At 45.5% G+C, this 18,812-nt stretch carries 12 protein-coding genes; 8 read left to right on the top strand and 4 right to left on the bottom strand.

The window, feature by feature from the left end; all coding sequences use genetic code 11:
- Nucleotides 1–44: 44 nt before the first annotated feature.
- Nucleotides 45–1,865, bottom strand: a complete 1,821-nt coding sequence (locus AC1DV1_RS02360) for a DUF6600 domain-containing protein (RefSeq protein WP_477354681.1) — start codon at nucleotides 1,863–1,865, stop codon at nucleotides 45–47.
- Nucleotides 1,866–2,402: 537 nt separating this feature from the next.
- Between AC1DV1_RS02360 and AC1DV1_RS02355 the strand changes: the two genes are divergently transcribed.
- Complete coding sequence (locus AC1DV1_RS02355; protein ID WP_477354678.1) at nucleotides 2,403–3,365, top strand: isopenicillin N synthase family dioxygenase; 963 nt, start codon at nucleotides 2,403–2,405, stop codon at nucleotides 3,363–3,365.
- Between the two features lie 46 nt (nucleotides 3,366–3,411).
- Nucleotides 3,412–3,957: an STM3941 family protein gene (locus AC1DV1_RS02350; protein ID WP_477354675.1), complete on the top strand. Its 546-nt coding sequence runs from the start codon at nucleotides 3,412–3,414 to the stop codon at nucleotides 3,955–3,957.
- Here AC1DV1_RS02350 and AC1DV1_RS02345 read toward each other — a convergent pair.
- Nucleotides 3,941–5,179 carry an MFS transporter gene (locus tag AC1DV1_RS02345; RefSeq protein WP_477354672.1) on the bottom strand — a complete coding sequence of 413 codons (1,239 nt, stop codon included), beginning with the start codon at nucleotides 5,177–5,179 and terminating at the stop codon, nucleotides 3,941–3,943. The two genes, AC1DV1_RS02350 and AC1DV1_RS02345, sit on opposite strands and share 17 nt — an antisense overlap.
- A gap of 143 nt (nucleotides 5,180–5,322) precedes the next feature.
- Here AC1DV1_RS02345 and AC1DV1_RS02340 point away from each other — a divergent pair, with 143 nt between their 5' ends.
- Both AC1DV1_RS02340 and AC1DV1_RS02335 read left to right on the top strand, forming a co-directional pair.
- Entirely contained in the window at nucleotides 5,323–6,207 is an 885-nt protein-coding gene (locus AC1DV1_RS02340) for a LysR substrate-binding domain-containing protein (protein ID WP_477354669.1), read from the top strand.
- 191 nt (nucleotides 6,208–6,398) lie between these two features.
- Nucleotides 6,399–7,088: a CPBP family intramembrane glutamic endopeptidase gene (locus tag AC1DV1_RS02335; protein ID WP_477354666.1), complete on the top strand. Its 690-nt coding sequence runs from the start codon at nucleotides 6,399–6,401 to the stop codon at nucleotides 7,086–7,088.
- A gap of 77 nt (nucleotides 7,089–7,165) precedes the next feature.
- Here the strand turns inward: AC1DV1_RS02335 and AC1DV1_RS02330 are convergent, their stop codons facing one another.
- Nucleotides 7,166–7,648 (bottom strand): hypothetical protein, encoded by a 483-nt coding sequence (locus AC1DV1_RS02330; RefSeq protein ID WP_477354663.1) that lies wholly within the window; start codon nucleotides 7,646–7,648, stop codon nucleotides 7,166–7,168.
- On the bottom strand, nucleotides 7,645–8,982 hold the full coding sequence (gene tilS / locus AC1DV1_RS02325) for a tRNA lysidine(34) synthetase TilS (protein ID WP_477354660.1): 1,338 nt from the start codon (nucleotides 8,980–8,982) through the stop codon (nucleotides 7,645–7,647). Before tilS ends, AC1DV1_RS02330 begins: the two co-directional genes overlap by 4 nt.
- 51 nt (nucleotides 8,983–9,033) lie before the next feature.
- Between tilS and AC1DV1_RS02320 the strand changes: the two genes are divergently transcribed.
- The 4 genes from AC1DV1_RS02320 to AC1DV1_RS02305 all read left to right on the top strand — a co-directional run bounded on the left by AC1DV1_RS02320 (nucleotide 9,034) and on the right by AC1DV1_RS02305 (nucleotide 18,800).
- Entirely contained in the window at nucleotides 9,034–11,616 is a 2,583-nt protein-coding gene (locus tag AC1DV1_RS02320) for an OstA-like protein (RefSeq protein WP_477354657.1), read from the top strand.
- 450 nt (nucleotides 11,617–12,066) lie between these two features.
- Nucleotides 12,067–14,451, top strand: coding sequence for a beta-glucosidase (locus AC1DV1_RS02315; protein ID WP_477354654.1), 2,385 nt, complete (start codon nucleotides 12,067–12,069; stop codon nucleotides 14,449–14,451).
- 186 nt (nucleotides 14,452–14,637) lie between these two features.
- On the top strand, nucleotides 14,638–16,974 hold the full coding sequence (locus AC1DV1_RS02310) for a glycoside hydrolase family 3 protein (protein WP_477354651.1): 2,337 nt from the start codon (nucleotides 14,638–14,640) through the stop codon (nucleotides 16,972–16,974).
- A gap of 281 nt (nucleotides 16,975–17,255) precedes the next feature.
- The gene (locus tag AC1DV1_RS02305) at nucleotides 17,256–18,800 is read left to right on the top strand and encodes a carboxylesterase/lipase family protein (RefSeq protein ID WP_477354648.1); all 1,545 of its coding nucleotides are present in this window, start codon (nucleotides 17,256–17,258) and stop codon (nucleotides 18,798–18,800) included.
- The last annotated feature ends 12 nt before the right edge of the window (nucleotides 18,801–18,812 follow it).

Here is an 18,812-nt window from a genome sequence, read left to right as displayed (position 1 = left end):
AAGCTGTTTATACGTGCTATTAAAAAAATGGTTAAAGCCAACGCTTAATTGGTGGGCTTTTTCTCACGTTGTTGTTGCTCTCGCTGCTGCTGTTGGCGTTGTTGAGCAGCCTGTTGCTGACGTTGTTGTTGCGCCTGCTGTTGCTGCGCCTGCTGTTGTTGTTGGCGCTGTTGCGCAGCCTGTTGCTGGCGCTGCTGCTGCTGAGCCTGTTGTTGCTGCTGACGCTGTTGCTCTGCCTGTTGCTGACGTTGTTGTTGCTGCTGCGCCTGTTGTTGCTGCTGACGCTGTTGCTCTGCCTGCTGCTGACGTTGTTGCTGCTGAGCCTGTTGTTGTTGTTGACGCTGTTGTTCTGCCTGCTGTTGGCGCTGTTGAACAGCCTGCTGCTGTTTAGCCTGCTGTGCCTGTTGCTGCTGAGCTGCCTGCTGTTGGCGCTGTTGCTCTGCCTGCTGTTGTTTAGCCTGCTGGGCAGCCTGGTTTTGTTGCTGGCCGCGTTGTTGCCTTGCCTGCTCGGCTTGTTGTTGTTTAGCCTGCTGATCGCGCTGAGCAGCCTGGTTTTGTTGCTGATCGCGTTGTTGCTTTGCTTGCTCAGCTTGTTGTTGCTTAGCCTGCTGATCGCGCTGGGCGGCCTGGTTTTGTTGCTGACCGCGTTGTTGCTTTGCTTGCTCAGCTTGTTGTTGCTTAGCCTGCTGATCGCGCTGAGCGGCCTGGTTTTGTTGCTGGCCGCGTTGTTGCTTTGCTTGCTCAGCTTGTTGTTGCTTAGCCTGCTGATCGCGCTGGGCGGCCTGGTTTTGTTGCTGACCGCGTTGTTGCTTTGCTTGCTCAGCTTGTTGTTGTTTAACCTGCTGATCGCGCTGAGCGGCCTGGTTTTGTTGCTGACCGCGTTGTTGCTTTGCCTGCCCGGCAGCCTGTTGTTTGTTTTGCTGGTCGTTTGGCCTTGCGTTTGGCTGTGCAGGCCTGTTATTGGGCTGTTGTCCTGGTGCTGCGGCGGGGCGGTTGTTGTTAACCTTTACAAACTTATTATCATTGCTTTTGGCTACCTGGGCCAATCTTGCGGCGTTGTTGCGGTTTACAGTAGCCTGGCCGCCAGCGCGGTTGGCAATGCCCTGGTTAGGGTTTGCTTTGCGGTACTCGGCTGCGTTTACAACCCTTGCCGGCCTGGCATCAGGTGCTTTTTTTATCTGGGGCCTGTAAATGTTCACCGTATTATTTACAATCCGGCCGCCTCCATTTGGCCGGCTATCGTTGCCCACCCTGTATACCGGCACATTGTTATTGTGCGTAACACGTCTTATCTCGGTAACCCTGGGGCCGGTTACGTAGGTACGGTTGTTATATACGTAGGTATTGTTAATAACCGTGGTACGGTTTATAATATTTACTACCCGGGCGTGGGGTGCGTAATAATTGTAAATATTGGGGCTGTTAATATAGTTTTGCGGCGCACAAACCCAATAAGAATCGGGTACGCGGTAACTGCTGCCAAATGATATATTAATACTGATGCCCGGTGTTAGCGGTGCCCAGCCGTAATAGCCGCCGCCCCTGCGCCAGCTTACCCATGCCGGTGCCCATTCGTGGCCCGGAATCCATTCCCAGCCGTAATAATCATCGTAGCGCCAGCGGCCGTAGTGAAACGTTGCCCAGCCCCATGGATAGTCGGATACCCAGGTGTTTCCATAATCGGTAACCACCCAGTGCCCGCGTGTTGCGTAGGGCCTAAAACCATCTTCGGCATCGGGTACCCATACGTTGCCGTACTGCGGGTCATCAACCCAGGTTCCGTAGGGGTCAAGATTGTCGTAAAACTCCTGGTCAGATACATAGCCCCCCTCCTGGGCCTTGCTTATATTTGGTGCGGCAAGCATTATCAAAAATGCTATTAAGCTTATACCGCATATTCTATTGATATATTTCATTTTCATCAGGTTTTGATAGTCAATTTATAATTGATGCACATATGTATGACAATGCAGAATATAAAACGTTTAAATCAAAAATTGTTTTAAGCAGTTTACATTGTTTAATACTACGTGTTTTGGGGTTACACAAATAATAGGTTGAACGCAGGCTAAGACTCACCCGGCCAACGCTGCGCTGGGCCACCCTCTCTTCACCTGCGGTGGAAAGAGGGGCTTGAACGCTGAATATCAAAATCTTATAAAAAAACCAATAATAAATTTTCAAGCCCCTCTTTCCGGCGAAGCCGAAGAGAGGGTGGCGGGCGTAGCCTCGCCGGGTGAGTCTTCGCCACCATGCGATATACGTCATTCCCCTTCAAAATTTCGCAAAATTTTACGACTATGCCTACCCTGTCAGCGGGCAAGCAACTTTTTATCAACACTTTGCAAATGCTCTCTTAAAAATTAAATAGTTTTACCTTTTATTACCATTACGCTACAGCTATGAGCACAGTAAACATTCCACGACTTGATCTTAACGATTATATAAACGGCACGGCTGCCGACCGCAAACGGTTTTCGGACAGTATTGGTGCGGCCTTTAACCAAACGGGCTTTGTTACCATCACCAACCATGGCTTAAGCAAGCAATTGATAGATGAGCTTTATGCGCAGGTTAAGGCCCTTTTTGCACTACCCGATGATGTAAAACAAAAATATGAGATACCCGGCCTGGCAGGTCAGCGTGGCTATACCGGCAAAGGTAAAGAAACCGCTAAAGGCTTTAAAACTCCCGATTTAAAGGAGTTTTGGCAGATAGGCCAAACCGTAACAGACGGCGACCCCATTAAAGATATTTACCCGGACAACGTAGCTGTTGATGAGATACCCTCATTTAATGTTACCACCCTGGAGGTATATAAAAAGCTGGAAGATGCCGGCAAGCACCTGCTGCAGGCTATTGCGGTGTATTTAAACCTGCCCGAAAATTATTTTGACGATAAGGTGCATAACGGCAACTCGATATTGCGTACACTGCATTATTTCCCGATTACTGATCCCGATTCTGTTCCCGACGACGCGGTACGCGCGGGGGCACACGAGGATATTAACCTGATTACACTTTTGATAGGCGCCAGTGCCGATGGCCTTGAACTGCTTACCCGCGAAGGCACCTGGTTCCCGGTTAAAGCACATGGCGAGGATTTGGTGGTAAACGTAGGCGATATGCTGCAGCGCCTAACCAATAACAAATTGAAATCGACCACGCATAGGGTAGTAAACCCGCCGCGCGAACTGATGAAGTATTCCCGGTTTTCGGTACCCTTTTTCCTGCACCCAAAATCGGGTATGGATTTAACCAGCCTGGAATCGTGTATTGATGCAGATCATCCTAAACTATATACCGATATCACCGCCGGCGAATACCTGGACGAGCGATTGAGGGAAATTGGATTGAAGATGTAAAATAAGAAAAGCCCTTTCCTGGTTGGAGAGGGCTTATACTTAAAAGATGAAAGAGCCCAATCTTCACATAGAAATCCCTATAAGCAAAACTAAATCGCTATTTGTTATTTTAGGGTCACTTGCCTTTGTATTGGGATCAATATGGATTTATTCTATTGCTGAAAATCAAACAGATTGGCCCCCTTTCGTTTTGAAGACAGTTTCAATAATGGGTTTGCTATTTTTTGGATTGGGCATAATAATGGGCATTAAAAAGCTGATTGATAAATACCCGGGGTTAATAATCGACGATCATGGCATACTCAATGCTTCAGGTTTCGGCAAGCCGCAATTCATCCCGTGGGAAAGTGTAACCAGTGTTAGGCTAATTGAAATTGAGCACGCTAAATTGATACAAGTTTTCATAAACAATGCCGAAGAAGTAATAAGCAAGCAAAGCCGGTGGAAGCAAAAGTTGATGAGAATGAGCCAGAGCCGATATGGAACACCCATTTCCATCAACTGCGTAATTCTAAAAATTGATCCAGGTAACCTGTTGCAGTTATTGGTAGAAAGGCAATCTACGGTTAAGGCTTTTACTTCGCCAGCATAGCCTTTCCGCCAATATTCCCTTCAATCCCCTGTCTTCTTTTATACAAAACAAAAACTCCGGTTGCCAACAGGCCAATTGCACCTTCAATGAAAACGGCTTGCCTTGGGCCAAGTTCATTGGCCAGCCAGCCCACCATCAGGCTGCCCACGGGTATCATGCCCTGGTATGCCATTACATAGTAGCTGATAGCCCTGGCACGCATGGCTGGTATAGCATGTGTTTGGATGTAAGTGTTAATGGCCGATGTTTGTGCCATCATCCCCAACCCCGTAAAGCTCATAAATATTAGCGCAAAGGGCAATTTGCCGGCATAGGCTACCATCAGCACGCTTGCGCCAAAAATAAGGCCGGCTACTATAATTATCCTGACCAGGGTTTTATCTGTTTTTAAATTGGCCAGGTAAACAGCGCTGATAACCGACCCAATGCCCGCGGCGCTCTCAAACCAGCTAAACGTTTTAGCATCGCCGTTAAAAATATCTTTGGCAAAAATAGGCATCAGGGTATTAAAGGGTATCACAAACAGGCTGCTTACGGTAAGCATCAATATCAGGCTGCTTAGGTCACGGTCGCCGGATACGTATTTGAAACCATCCTGCAACTCCTGCCAGATGCCTTTTTGTGGTTTGCCAATTACGGCGGTGTTCAGCTTCATCATAAACAAACAGGCCAGCACCGGTATATAACTTAAAAAGTTGCCGAAGAAACAAACATCTTCGCCAAAGGTGCTTAAAATGATGCCTGCTACTGCCGGCCCTGCTATACGGGCAAAATTGGTCATGGTGGAGTTTAGGGCGATGGCGTTGGGCAGGTCAGCCTTATTGTCAACCATCTCAACCATGATAGACTGGCGGCAGGTTACATCAAAGGCATTAATAATACCCTGCACCAGGCTTAGGCCAATGATGGCCGGGATATTATAAAACTTAAACAATATTAAAAACGCCAGCGCGCCCGCCTGCAGCATGGATACCACCTGCGTAATAACCAATATGCGATAGCGGTTATGCCTATCTACAATGCTGCCGGCATAAGGTGCCAATATTAATGAAGGGATAAGGCTTACAAAACTAACTATCCCAAGCAATAATGCCGACCCGGTGAGCCGGTAAACCAGCCAGCTAACAGCTGTTTTTTGCATCCAGGTACCAATGAGGGATACAGATTGGCCGTAAAAAAACAGCTTGAAATTACGGTATTTTAAGGAGCGGAAAATGTTCATTTATTCAATCATAAAACAAAGCAAGTTCAGGTGAGATCTTAATGTAAGACTATTGAAATTGTTTCTGATGCAAATATCGGCCTTAATGATATATTTGTAAAATAGATTGTTTTAATAGATTTGATAGATAAAAACGATTGATTATGGAAATAAGGCAATTGCAGTATTTTGTTAAAGCGGCCGAAACGATGAACTTCACCGAAGCCGCCGCCGCTGTATTTATTACCCAAAGCACGCTATCGCAACAAATAAAGCAATTAGAAGATGAGTTGGGTATGCTGCTGTTTGACAGGATTGGCCGCCATGTGCGAATTACCGAAGCCGGCCATATATTTTTAACCCACGCCAGTAAAATATTAAACGAGGTGCAAAAAGGGAAACAGGCCATTACCGAACTCAATAATGCCGCCACCGGCGAACTTAACCTGGGCGTGTCGTACGCCTTTACATCGTTGCTGCTGCCCGCCCTGGCCCCATTTTCCAATAAATATCCCGGTATTAAAATATTTATAACCTACGGCAGCCCCGAAGAACTGGAAAAAAAGCTGCGCCTGGCCGAGCTGGATATGATCCTGGCCTTCCACAATCAATCCGACGATGAAGACCTGGAGATGCAGGTGCTTTTTAGCAGCAGTATTGTGATGGTGGTTGCCAAAAACAACCCGCTGGCCAAACTGGAACAAATAAGCCTGGAAGAACTGGCCCGGCAGGAACTGATATTGCCCGGCAAAGGCTTTAGCTCGCGCGACTTTATTAACGCCCTGTTTTATAAAAGCAAGATAGTACCTAATATCAGGATTGAGCTGAACGATGTGCACTCACTGCTATCGCTGATACAGGACGGCCACTGGGCAACCGTGCTTAACGAAAAAGCCTTAATAGGCTGGCATAAAGTGGCCGCAGTACCCATCATCGCCAAAGGCATAAAAAGGCAATCATATATCCTGTGGCAAAAAGGCGTTTACCGCAAAAAAGCCGCCATATTGTTTATTGAGCAATTGGTGGAGGTTATGGGGACCGAGGGGTAGCCGTACATCGATTGATGTTAACCATGAAAAAATACAAATCATTAATTATCAGATAACTACAAATTACAAACCTGAAATATGTTAAGTTATGTTAACCCAATTTAGATGCGTTTGCCCTGATCTTAAACCCTTGCCTGCCCCCAGTTATCAATTATTTTTAGTATAATTGGTAAAACAAGCCTAACGCCCCGATGACACAGTTCGCCACGAAAAACCCGCGTGTTACCATAATTTATGGTCTTATATTAAGTGCTGTTTTATTTCTGTGCTTCTCGGTAGGGTCAAAAGTTTTTTCAATTTTAGCCGGCCCTGGTTTGCCGTTAGATACCCGGTTTGTTATATCCCGCTTATTTTTTTGGCTATGTTTTGTAATTATCTTAGTATATGTCAGCAAAGCCGAGCGGCAGCGCCTCCTGTTGTGGGACGATGAACGCTACTCGGTTGGCTATTACATTTTATCTGTAATTGTAATCTTACTAATCATCGTATTTGGATCGGCCATTATAGGCCTCACGCTAAAACGGCTCGACCTTTTAAAATTCAGCCCGGCTATTACATTAATGCGAAACATGAGCGCCCCGGTAAAGTTGTTGGGTATTATTACCGCAGGCGTTTTAGAAGAATTGATATTCAGGGGCTATATGATACCCCGGCTAAAGCTGTTTTTTAAAAGCGGGCATTGGCCGGTAATTATATCGTCGGTAATATTTGCCGCGGGTCATTGGGGTTATGGTACTTTAATAAATATATTGGTGCCTTTATTTATAGGTTTGGTTTTTAGCTATCATTATTACAAATACCGCAACATTAAAATACTTATTATTTGCCATTTACTGATAGATTTGAACGCGATGTTTATAACAAGCCTTATCAAACATTAGCATAGAACGCTAAGCAATCCTGGATCCCGCCTTAAAAAATTCGTGCAATTCGAATAAATTCGTTCCTGTTCGTGTGCCTACTTTTTCATCTCTTCCCTTATCGCCCGCAAAAATTCATTTACATGCTGCGATCCTATGATGTATACCATGCCATCCCTATCGGTTAAATGCACTGCATCGTTGCCGGCGGCGTAAAAGCGAATGGTGCCTTTGGTGTGCAGGTTGTATACCGGGTTATTAAACAGGTAGCGGCTGTATAAGCCCTTTTCGGCCTTTACAATGCTGTTAAGGTCAATTTTTACCACGCGGGCAGTCCACAACCCGGCCAGCCTGATGCTTTTATTTTCGACGGTTGTGCTGTAATGGAGTAAAAACCCCATGATGATGGAGATGATAATGATGGCAAAGCCAACCAGCACCAGCAGGTTGCCGTTATGCTCGCTTTCGTCGGTAAAAAAGTATGCGGCAAAGCAAAACATGGCCAGCACAAGGCGAATAGTAATGGGGATAAACTCCCTGCCCAGGTATTGCTTTTCTACAAATACAGTTTTCTCGTTCATGATAGTTTGTACAATTCGAAGATAGTAACTTTTTTAGTGTTATTGTTTACTTTATACCTTTCATCTAAGCGGTATCCACCCACCCAAATAATGTCGCCATTGCCATTCACCAACAGGGGCACTTCCTGCTTTTGATGCAGCGATAATTTCTGGTTAATGAAATAATCGCTCAGTTTTTTACGGCCTTTCATCCCCATCGGAAAAAAATAATCGCCCTCGTGCCAGTTACGTATAATAAGCGGATACACCAGCAAAGCAGCATCAACCGAGGTAGCCATTTTGTTATTCTTTACAATCAGCGGGCTATCGTCATGCAGCAAATTCAGCTTGTACACGCCAAAATGGGCTTCATGATCGTTTATGTCGATAATTACCTCCTCCGGCCCGCCTGCTTTTTTTTGTTTGATAATCAGCCTGTCGCGGTCAAGCACCAGTAAATATCCAGTTGATTCAAATACCCGGCCTGAGTGCTTATCCAAAACCGACAGCACATCATCAACGGTTGTTTCGTTAAATCCGTATTGCTGTAATAACTTAAACAGCAGCAAACGGGCGGGGTTTAATTTTTTAACGTCGGCAACCAGCAAAAATGTTTCATCGGTGCCCTGTTGCAGCATCGTTTCTTTTAACCCGGCAACCTGGTTTTCCAATAGCAATTCCAGGTCGCGAAAATGTTTCAGGTTATTTTCAAACGTTTTTTCGAGCGATGGGTTAAGTTCTTTTAACCGGGGTATCACCTCGATCCTGATTTTGTTACGGGCATATTTTGCCGATGCGTTTGAGCTGTCTTCAACAAAATCAAGTTTATCGTCCCTTATTGTTTTATTTATTTCATCGCGGGTTAAAAACAACAGCGGGCGTGCCAGCATGCCGTTTTTGGGCAGTATGCCATGCAACCCGGCAATGCCGGTGCCGCGGGTAAGGTTTAACAATATAGTTTCGATAGTATCGTTTTGGTGATGTGCCAACGCAATGGACTGGTAACCATGTTGCCGGCTTAAGGTATCAAACCATCGGTAGCGCAAATCGCGGGCTGCCATCTGGATAGATATTTTGTTTGCGGCTGCATAGGCCGTGGTATCAAAATTGATGGTATGAAATGGTACCCTTAATTTTAGTGCCAGGTTATTGCAAAACTCCTGGTCGCGCAGGGCTTCATCGCCACGTAACTGGAAATTACAATGGGCTATGCCGAAATTTATGCCGGCGGCCTTTAACAGGTGGCTCATTAAAACAGAATCGGTGCCACCGCTTACAGCAGCCAAAACCTTAGTGCCGGGCGCAAACAGGGCATTTTGTTCAATAAAATTAACAAACCGGGCAACTGGTAGCATTCATCAAAATTATTAATTTAATAACCCCAACAAAAAACTAATTTTGCCCCAGTGAGAAAATACGTTTTAAGCTTTTTGTTATTGATGATGGCGGCTACCGTTATGGGCCAAAAAAAATCAATTGTAAACCTGATACAATCAGAAAGCAGCACAGGCACAAAAATAAATGGCCGCGATGTTATTAAGGTTTATAAAGGGGTTTTTAAGCAGGATTACTCTATCTTAAAATCAGATAGCGCCTATTTTTATCCGCAGGATAATGCCTTTGATGCCTTTAGTAATGTTAATATAAACCAGGGCGATACGCTCAATATTTTCTCAGACAAGTTAAATTATAATGGCAACACCAAAACGGCCATCCTAACCAACAATGTTAAAATGGTTGATAAGGACGCCACCCTTACTACCAACTATTTAACCTACAATACCGCTACGCGTATTGGCACGTATACCAACGGCGGCAAACTGATTAATAAGGATAACGTACTTACCAGTAAAAACGGGTATTACTTTGCGCTCTCGCGCGATTCGTACTTCAGGTATGATGTGGTTTTAACTACGGTTGATGCCGTTATTAAAACCGATACCATGAAATATAATACGGGCACCCGTACAGCTTTTTTTTACGGGCCAACCAATATTTACGGTAAAAAAGATAAAGATACTTTGTACACCGAAAACGGCTTGTATAATACCGTTACCGAACAGGCTTTTTTCGGTAAAAAAAATCATTATAAACAGGGTACCAAATCATTAAAGGGCGATAGTTTGTTTTATGATAAGCTAAAAGGCTATGGCCGCGCGGTTAAAAACATCACCTTTACCGATAGGGAACAAAAAATAACCATGAAGGGCGATTTGGCTACCTATTTTAAGGCCGATGAACGTACCATCGTTACCCAAAATGCCTACATGGTTTTGGTTACCGAACAAAAGGATACCACCAAAACAGATTCGGTACCGCCGCCGGCGCCTGTTGCCAAAAACAAAGGCAAGGTGATGAAGGCCCCGCCAAACACCATGAAGATAACCAACATGGAAAACCTGGCAGGCAGCATTAAACCCAATGGCCTGGTTTCAAAAAAAGATTCGGCCCGGTTAGATTCCGCCGTACGTAAAATGGCGATCCCCAATAAAACAGTTACGCCAGACCAGATAAAAAACATTGGCAACCTGGTAAACACGGCATCGCAAATAAAGCCTAACCTCACAAAAAAAGATTCGGTTAAAATAGATTCTGCGATAAAGAAGGCCTCGGCACAGGTCAAAAATATAAACCCGGGCGATGCCAAAAAACAGCTGAGCAACCTGGCGCAGGTAGCCGCTGCCATTAAACCCGGCAGTAAAGCCGTAAAGGGCTTACCGTTGCCTAAGGACACCGCAAAAGCTGGTAAGGTGAAGGTAGATTCGGTTTTCATGACTGCCGATACGCTGGAAACAAAAATATTTACCTATAAAGACCTGAAGCTATACCAGGAAAAACAACGCCTGGCTTATTCCTACATTCGGGATACATCGGCTGCTGCCCGTAAACAAATCATTGAAAATAAAAAAAATGATAAGAAACTGGTTGCCCGCCGGTTATCAATCCCGCGCGATACTACCTATCGCCATAGTGATTTTTTCGGTCATCCTAAAATAAAGGTCGATTCGGCACAGATAAAAAAAGACAAGCTATCGGCTATCCGCAAAGCAAAGCAGGACAGCGTACACAGGGAGGAATTGAAGAGAGACCCCGTATTTGCCCAGCGCGAAATTAATTTGAAGGATACCGCCCGTGTGAGGATGGTTATTGCCCACCACCACGCCAAATTGTTTAAATCGGATTTACAGGGCAAGGCCGATTCGATTTTTTACAGCAATGCAGATTCAACCATCCGTTGTTATGTACAGCCTATGTTTTGGACGCAAGGTTCGCAACTATCGGGCGATACCATTTACGTGCAGATGCGGAACAAGAAGATGGATAATATGGAACTGTTCCCTTCGGCATTTGTGGTAAACCTGGAGAAAGACGATTCGTTACATTTTAACCAGATGGGCGGCAAAAAAATGCGCGGTTTCTTCAAAAATGATAAGTTGGACAGGCTATATACCGTGGGCAATGCCGAAAGCATTTACTTTAAACGGGATAGCGCCACCAACGTGGTGGAGGGGATTGAGCGATCATTAAGCAGCCGGATGGTGATTTCATTTAAAAACAGCAAGCTTACCAATATTCGCCTGCTTATCAAACCCGAGAATAAGTACCTGCCACTGAAAAAGGTGGTTGATGATGATAAGATACTTAAAGGTTTTATCTGGAAACCGAAGGACAGGCCTATATCTAAAGAATCAATCATTCCATCTCGCCGTAAAACAGCAGCGAAAGCGGCCGGAAGCAAGGCAAATACAAAAGGCAAGCCGGCTAATGTAAAAGGAGCGGTGCCAACCAAAAGCGCACCTGCAGATAGCTTAAAAAAGCAATTGACAACCGGGAAGGATAGCTTACTAAAGACGGATACCTCCAGGGTAAAAGGTATTAAAGCAGGTAAGGATTCGGTTAAAATTCCAGCGGTAGCTAAACCTGCCGTGCCGCTGAAGACGGGTAAGGATTCGGTTAAAAGCCCTGTTAAAAAACCGGTGGCGAATTAATAATTGCATTTAATTATTAAGCAGCGCCGCCGTTAAGATATCGTAAAAAAAGATTAATATTTTAATCAAGACAGCTCGCACTCATCCCAATGAGTTTTTCGTTACAAAAGCATCAGTCTGTCTAAATTCAGTTGAAACCTGGAACTATTTGGTTCCACGTTAAGTTCGGTAAGTAGCTTAAATTTTGTGACAGTAATGCCCGTGAGAGTTTATTGGGTGACAAAAATCAAGTTGTTTTTTTACGCGCTAACGGCGAAATCTCTCAATAAACCAACCCTCACACTTTCTCCCTCTTATATAAAAAATCAAAGCTTCAAAAATAATTTGCCAGCCCTTGCTATTACCAAAGATAATATATACTATTGTGTTATATTGACACAATAGTATTTGTTGCTGTTAATAAACAAGTTATAACCAATTATTACGCACTTTCTTTTTTAACCCTTAATCATGAAAATAAGCTACAGATCTGGTGTTGCTATTGTAATTATGTGGGCGGCCGGGAGTTTAAACTCGTCGGTACAGGCTCAAACCAAAAAACAACCGCTGCAATTGCGGGCAAACAATGTAAAGCAGATAGTAGCTGCAATGACGTTGGAAGAAAAATCAAAACTGGTAGTAGGTATGGGCTTTAAAATGCCCGGAGTGCCGCCGCCAGTAAAGGGCAAAAAGCCTGAAGCCATAGATATTGGCGGGTTTAAACTGCCTCCGTCAGATCCTGACGCTTATAATATTCCCGAAAAAGTTCCGGGAGCTGCAGGCCGTACCCATGCCATTCCGCGTTTGGGAATTCCATCCATAACTGTTTCTGACGGCCCCGCCGGCTTACGTATCGAGCCTATTAGGAATGGTGATAAATCAAAAACTTATTATGCAACAGCTTTCCCGGTGGCAACCTTATTGGCCAGTACCTGGGATACCCAGCTGGTAAACAAAGTAGGCGTTGCCTTTGGTAACGAGGTGCGCGAATATGGTGTAGATATTTTATTAGCACCCGGCATGAACATTCACCGTAACCCGCTGGGTGGCCGTAATTTTGAATATTATTCTGAAGATCCGCTGGTGGCAGGCAACATGACCGCTGCAATTGTAAATGGTATCCAATCTAACGGCGTAGGTACATCTATTAAACATTACGCGGCCAACAACCAGGAAACCAACCGTAATTCTATAAACACCATTGTAAGCGAAAGGGCCATGCGCGAAATTTATCTTAAAGGTTTCGGCATTGCGGTGAAAAAATCACAACCGTGGACAGTAATGTCATCCTACAATAAATTAAATGGAACCTTCACTTCAGAACGGCGTGATCTGTTAACAACCGTTTTAAAAGACGAATGGGGGCTGAAAGGTTTTGTAATGACCGATTGGTTTGGAGGTAAAGATGCCGTAGCGCAAATGAAAGCCGGTAATGATTTGATAATGCCGGGCAGCCCTGATAAATCAGAAGCTATTGTGGCCGCAGTAAAAAACGGCTCGTTAACTATCAAACAACTAAACGCCAACGTAGAGCGGATTTTAAATGTGATTATTAAATCTCCGTCATTCACCAAATACAAATATTCAGATGCCCCTGACCTGGTGGCCCATGCTAAAGTGGCACGCGAAGCAGCTGCCCAGGGTATGGTTTTGCTTAAGAATGATGACCACGCTTTACCATTTTATCCGGCAAAAAGGATAGCTGTATTTGGCAACACCAGTTATGATATTATAGCAGGCGGCACAGGTAGCGGCGATGTTAACAAGGCCTATACCATTTCGCTGATGCAGGGTTTAACAAACGCCGGGTTTAAAGTACAGGAAAAGCTATCAGGCAGCTACGCTGCTTACCTGGCCGATATGAAGCTGAAACAGCCAAAACCTAAAAACTTCTTTGATCACCCTGCCCCAATTCCCGAAATGGATGTAAATGGCATTGTGGCCGACGAAGCTGCAGGTGCCGATGAAGCACTCATCACCATTGGCAGAAATGCAGGCGAAGGGGCCGATAGGAAACTGGAAGGCGATTACTACTTAAATGATGCCGAAAAAGGCCTGATCAGGGGAGTGGCCGATGCTTTCCATGCAAAAGGCAAAAAGGTTGTTGTTGTGTTAAATATTGGCGGCGTTATTGATGTTGCCAGCTGGCGCGATGGGGTTGATGGTGTTTTATTGGCCTGGCAGCCAGGGCTTGAGGCAGGTAATGCTATTGCCGATGTGTTGAGCGGTATGGTTAACCCATCGGGCAAATTGGCTACCACTTTCCCAATGGAATATAAGGATGTACCATCAGCCGGTAATTTCCCGGGTACACCGGCAGTTAAGCCAGAAACCGTTACCTACGAAGAAGGAATTTATGTTGGCTACCGTTATTATGATGCTGCCGGGATAAAACCAGCCTATGAATTTGGTTACGGCCTGTCATATACTAAATTTAAATTTAGCGACTTAAAGCTAAGCGCTCCTAACTTTATGCGCAGCATTACCGCTACAGTAACAGTTAAAAATACAGGAGATATTGCAGGCAAGGAAGTAGTGCAATTATACCTGGGCGCGCCTAAAAAAGATCTTGATAAACCAGAGCAGGAGTTAAAGGCATTTGCCAAAACCCGCCTGCTTGCAGCCGGCGAATCGCAAACATTAAGCTTTACTATCAAAGCAGCCGACCTGGCATCTTTTTATACCAGCCGCGAAGCCTGGATAGCCGACGCCGGTAAATATGAGGTCAGAATTGGCTCATCATCAAGGCAGATAGAAGAAAAAGCCTCGTTTAAGCTGGCCAAAGATATCACTGTTGAAAAAGTGGTTAAGGCTTTGGTGCCCGATGTTGCTATCAATGAATTGAAGCTGAAGTGAAGAGAGTCAAGAAGTTAGAGTCAAGAATCAAGATAAAGCAAACACATATATTAACTAAACTATCAAGCCTTTGCGACTACGGTTTCAAAGGCTTTTACAGGTAACGGAGGGATAGTAATAACTTAATAAAGCTTTGCTATCTTGCATTTACACACCAATTATTAACGTACACCAATTACAATCTTCATGGCAAATCAATTCAAATTTATCGCGTTGCTCTCGCTGCTGCCGGCAACCGCCGCTATGGCCCAAACTAAATGGACGGAGAAAAAATCGGGCGATATTGTTTTTGTAAGCAATACGGGCGGGCAACAGCTGGGTTATGCCACTACATCGGGCGTAAAGATATTGACGGTTGATGGCCTGGCCTTTAAAGACCTGAATAAAAACGGCAAGCTGGATAAGTATGAAGATTGGCGCCTGCCTGTTGATGTGCGGGCCAAAGACCTGGCATCGCAAATGAGTGTGGAGCAAATTGCCGGGTTAATGTTATACAGCAGGCACCAGCCTATACCGGCCGCGCCCGCAGGGCCATTTAAAGGCACTTATGGCGGTAAAGTATTTGCCGAAAGCGGTGCCAGCCCCTATGATCTATCCGATCAGCAGAAACAGTTTTTAGAAAAAGATAATGTACGCCATGTGCTTATTACATCGGTACAAACCCCCGAGATTGCAGCAAAATGGAATAATAACGCCCAGGCTTTTGTTGAGGGTTTGGGGCTTGGTATACCCAACAATAACAGTTCCGACCCTCGTCATGGTACAGTTGCCACTGCCGAGTACAACGCCGGTGCGGGTGGGGCTATTTCTATGTGGCCCGGCTCGTTGGGTTTCGCCGCAACATTTGATCCAAGGGTGGTTGAAAACTTTGGCCATATAGCAGCTCTGGAATACAGGGCCCTGGGTATTGCCACCGCGCTATCGCCACAGGTCGACATCGCTACCGAGCCACGCTGGGCCCGTGTAAGCGGTACTTTTGGCGAAGACCCGCAATTGTCTGCCGATATGGCCCGGGGTTACATCGATGGCTTCCAGACATCCACAGGCGATAAAGAAATTAACGGCGGCTGGGGCTATAGCAGCGTAAACGCCATGGTAAAACACTGGCCGGGCGGCGGCGCCGGCGAAGGAGGCCGCGACGCGCACTATGGTTATGGCAAATATGCAGTTTACCCTGGCAACAATTTTAAGCAGCATTTAATCCCTTTTACCGAAGGCGCTTTTAAGCTGAATGGCAAAACGGGGATGGCTGCTTCGGTTATGCCCTACTATACCATATCTTTTAACCAGGATACCAAAAACAAAGAAAACGTTGCCAACAACTATAACTCGTATATTATTAACGACCTGTTGCGCAAGAAATACAAATTTGACGGGGTGGTTTGTACCGATTGGCTGGTTACCGGCGACGAAACCGCTGTAGATGTTTTCCTGTCGGGAAAGTCATGGGGGGTAGAGGGCTTGTCGGTGGCACAGCGCCATTACAAAATACTGATGGCTGGTGTTGACCAGTTTGGCGGTAACAACGAGGTTGCCCCCGTGATTGCGGCTTACCAAATGGGCGTGAAAGACCATGGAGAAACTTTTATGCGCGCAAGGTTTGAGCAATCGGCCGTACGCTTGCTGCGTAATATTTTCAGAACAGGCTTGTTTGAAAACCCGTATTTGGATCCCGAAGCCACCAAAGCTGTGGTAGGCAACCCCGAATTTATGAATGCGGGTTATGCTGCTCAGCTTAAATCAATAGTAATGCTTAAAAATAAAGGGAATGTATTGCCCTTGCAATCGGGCAAAACTGTTTACGTACCTAAAAAATTCACGCCGGCCGGGCGTAATTTCCTGGGAATGGAGACTCCCGAGAAATTAGAATACCCGGTTAATATGGAAACCGTGAAAAAATATTTCAAGGTAACCGAAAACCCCGAGGAGGCCGATTATGCCCTGGTATTCATCATCAGCCCTAATAGCGGTGGTGGCTACGATAGCCAGGATGCCAAAAACGGCGGCACGGGTTATGTGCCAATCAGCCTGCAGTATGGCGGGTACAAAGCGGTTGATGCCCGCGCCACAAGTATAGCCGGCGGCGATCCGTTAGAAAAATTCACCAACCGGACCTATAAAGATAAATCAGCAACAGCCATTAACGTTACCGACCTGGCAATGGTAAATGATACCTATGCAAAAATGAAAGGTAAGCCTGTTATTGTATCGGTAAATATGGCCAACCCAATGGTGTTTTCTGAATTTGAAAAAAACGCGAATGCGATAGTGGTAGATTTCGGCGTACAGGGCCAGGCCACATTAGATATCCTCACCGGCAAAACCGAACCATCGGCATTATTGCCGCTGCAAATGCCTGTAGATATGAAAACCGTGGAGCAACAGTTTGAAGATGTTCCCCATGATATGAAATGCTATACCGACGACCAGGGCCACGTATATGACTTTGGTTATGGTTTAAACTGGAAAGGTGTTATTAGTGACGCCCGTACTGCAAAATATAAAGTGAATGTAAAGCCGTGATTGGGGGTATAATTGCGTGAAGCCATCGGGATGATCCTGAAAAACAGGGGTGACTTGTTGGCTTTAGAGCCTCACAACAACCATGTCATTGCGAGCGTAGCGCGGCCATCGCGGACTGTGCAGGTTCACCCTGTATAATTCGCGATGGCTTCGTTCCTCGCAATGACATAAAGCATTAAAAAATAATATTGACGGTCAGTGATTTGCAAATATGTCATTATAAGGGATGAAGCAACAATGATTTTTTTAATCCCGGAATATCATCCATAAATAAAATCTATATGAAAAACTACTTTGCATTGTTTTTATTGATATTGGCAAGTAGCGCCATGTGCTATGCACAAAGCAATAGCCTCAACACGGTAAAAACCAACACCGGGATGGTGTCCGGCAGTGCTAATAGCGATGGCACCGTTCACATATTCAAAGGCATCCCCTTTGCCGCCCCACCGGTTGGCAATTTGCGCTGGAAAGAACCTCAGCCCGTAACACCGTGGGCCGGTGTTAAACAATGCACCACGTTTTCGGCCAGCCCTATGCAGGCCAGGCCCGATGAGTTTGGTGTTTATACCCGCGAGTTTTTGATTCCCTACCAGCCTATCAGCGAGGATTGCCTGTACCTGAACGTATGGACTAACGCCAAATCATCTGCTGATAAAAAACCGGTGGTGGTATATATTTATGGAGGTGGTTTTGGATCGGGTGGAGCGGCTTGCCCTATTTACGATGGCGAAGCGACAGCCAGAAAAGGAGTTATTTTTGTTGTGATTAATTATAGGGTCGGGATTTTTGGTTTTTTCGCCCATCCCGAACTTAGTAAAGAATCGGGCCACAATGCCTCTGGTAATTATGGTTTGATGGATCAATTGGCTGCGCTTAAGTGGATAAAACAAAACATCAAAAATTTTGGCGGCGATCCCGGCAATGTCACCATAGCCGGTCAGTCGGCGGGAGCCATGAGTGTGAACTGTTTGGTAGCTTCTCCTTTAGCAAAGGGGCTGTTTCAAAAGGCTATCGCCGAAAGTGGGGCCATGTTTATTAGTGGCCAGTTCGGATCGCCAACATTACAGGAGGCCGAAGAAAGCGGATTAAAATTAGCGCAGCAATTAAAAGCAAACACCCTTGCCGATATGCGGAATATTCCCGCCGCCGATTTGCTTAATAAATTGCAGGCACGCCCCATTATTGATGGCTATGTATTGCCTGGAACCATTGCAGGTACTTTTGCCGCGAATAAAGAAAACCACGTGACCTTACTTACCGGCTGGAATGAAGATGATGCCTTTGTGGGCAAATTAAAAACCGCCGGAGAATATAACAAGCAGATAACGGAACAATACGGCGGCAAAGCGGCGGCTTTTTTACAGCATTACCCCGGTGCGACAGATGCTGAAGCTGCCAGGTCGCAGATAAATATCAGCCGCGATCAAATTTTTGGTGTTCAAAATTATACATGGGCAAATGTGCAAAGCGATAAAAAGCAGGCAAAAGTATATGTTTACCGTTTTGCCCGCCGCCTGCCTGCCACGCCTGATTTTGTAAAATACGGCGCGTTCCATACCGGCGAGGTGGCTTATGCTTATGACAACCTTAAATTCCTGAACCGTCCCTGGGAGCCTATCGACCAGCAATTGGCCACAACCATATCCACTTACTGGACAAATTTTGCCAAAACCGGTAATCCAAATGGGGATGGGTTACCACTATGGCCCAGCTATAACGCCACTGATGCTCAAATAATGATATTGGACGAAACGCCGGGGGCCAAGCCACTGCCTGATAAAGCAGCTTTAGATTATATGGCTGGGTTGATGGGAACAAAGTAATAAAAGGCTCAC

This window comes from Mucilaginibacter sp. P4_D1, from assembly GCF_056401935.1.
Note: the sequence above shows the minus strand (reverse complement) of the source record. Positions and strands in the feature narration are given on the sequence as shown.